The following is a 1,531-nucleotide window of genomic DNA, read 5'->3' as shown; positions in this document are numbered from 1 at the left end:
TACCAAGGGCCAGATCTACCGGATCAAAGCCCGCGGCTGGAAAGGTGATGCCCTCTACGAACCTCAGTGGTATGTCACGGAGGTACTGGAGGAAGGCGTACCCTGTCCGGCACTGGAGGAGATTTGGGCGGAATACACAAAGCCTGTCCTTCTGAAGGACGAAGTGCTGGGGACCCTCACGCTGGACCGTGAAATGAGTTATTTCAGCGGGACCTGCCAATGGATGGGAAAAGAGGTCCAGATCTCGCTGGATGTGGAGATCGAAAATCAGGCGTCTTGGACGCGCACGCGGAATGTCATGAAAAAGCTGCTGGCGGAACAGGAAACTTGGGACAGGTCCCTGCGGGCGCTGGCCGCCCGGAAGCTCACCACTCAGGCCAACGAGTGGCTGGCGGACAATGACCAGACCGACAGGGACCCGGAGAAAGACCCCATTACCGAGGATGAGTTCGCCCGGCGTATCCTGCTCACTGAGTTTACAGTATCTCCCGGCGGCCGGTTTACCGCCTGGTATGAGGACGACGATATGTTCTGGGGCCATGTGATCACTGTGGAGGGAACGCTGAAAAAGGTCCCGTTGACGCTGATATACAGGGATAAGGTGAGGAGGAACCCTAAATGAACGGCGAACAAATCACAGCTTTTCTGCAGGAACACTGGGAGTGGGTGACTTTAATCATGGGCATTGTGTCCGTGGTTGGCTCAATTCGGAATTGGAACTGGATGTGCGACCCCACCGGCAAGCCGGACTCTCACCGCTATGGCCGTGGCTCCCGGCGGGTGATCTTCTTTCTGCTGGGGATTGTGCTGATTATAGTGAGCGTCTGGAGCCTTGTGCTGGCAATCAAGTAGGAGGAAATATCCTATGACCCAAGAGGAACAGATCCGCCTATGGCGGCTCATGGAAAAGCTCAACTGGTTTTTCCACCAGGAGATGCACTACCTGGACCGGGAGACGGCGGAACAGACCGCGCGGGAGTGCTATCCGGAGATTCGAGATTTTACATACGACATTTTATGGAACGATTTGCCCAAAGAGGTACAGGAGCAGCTCATGGACGAGGAGGAATCCCTGTGAGTACACTGATTTGTTCTTTTGATGGCCTGCACGACAACAGAGTCCTGCGCTACTGCGCTGACTTTGAAGCCCACACACTGCACATGGATACCCAGACTGAGGCCGGAGAGAAAGTATCCGTTCGCTTCACCGGCCTGCTGGCCCACTGGTTTGAAAATGTGGTCCAGGACAACATCCTCTTCGGTATGGACGAGATCACCGTGGACGGGTTTTTCCAGCAGTACAAAGACCTGCTGGGTGGGACCATCTCTTACGGCTTTCCCGCCTGCTGCAGCATCGAGGAACTGCGGAAGCGTATGGATCGGGAGCATATCCGGGTATTTGTCATCGACTCTTCCCTTGGGCTGTGCGGATTTGTACTGGCTCAGGAGGTGGAACTGCAATGTCCATAACTGCCTATAAAGTGGAAGCCGTCGGTCATGACCGAACCGGCAAGGACTTCGGTTATGTGAA

The 1,531-nt window shown here is 55.1% G+C and carries 4 protein-coding genes; all 4 read left to right on the top strand.

Features of this window, described 5'->3' with window-relative positions; translation table 11 throughout:
• On the top strand, positions 1-622 hold a 622-nt coding region (locus B5F88_RS19475; RefSeq protein ID WP_242959900.1), incomplete at its 5' end, for a DUF2262 domain-containing protein.
• The gene (locus B5F88_RS19470) at positions 619-852 is read left to right on the top strand and encodes an Imm17 family immunity protein (RefSeq protein WP_087937052.1); all 234 of its coding nucleotides are present in this window, start codon (positions 619-621) and stop codon (positions 850-852) included. The genes B5F88_RS19475 and B5F88_RS19470, both read left to right, overlap by 4 nt.
• A gap of 13 nt (positions 853-865) precedes the next feature.
• The gene (locus B5F88_RS19465; RefSeq protein WP_087937051.1) at positions 866-1,078 is read left to right on the top strand and encodes a hypothetical protein; all 213 of its coding nucleotides are present in this window, start codon (positions 866-868) and stop codon (positions 1,076-1,078) included.
• Positions 1,075-1,470 carry a hypothetical protein gene (locus B5F88_RS19460; RefSeq protein WP_087937050.1) on the top strand — a complete coding sequence of 132 codons (396 nt, stop codon included), beginning with the start codon at positions 1,075-1,077 and terminating at the stop codon, positions 1,468-1,470. The genes B5F88_RS19465 and B5F88_RS19460 overlap by 4 nt, the downstream gene beginning before the upstream one ends.
• Positions 1,471-1,531: the final 61 nt, after the last annotated feature.

Origin of the sequence: Flavonifractor sp. An306 (genome assembly GCF_002159455.1) — a bacterium.
In the GTDB taxonomy this organism is placed as follows: domain Bacteria; phylum Bacillota; class Clostridia; order Oscillospirales; family Oscillospiraceae; genus Flavonifractor.
The sequence above is the reverse complement of the archived record's forward strand: the minus strand, read 5'-3'. Positions and strand labels throughout refer to the sequence as shown.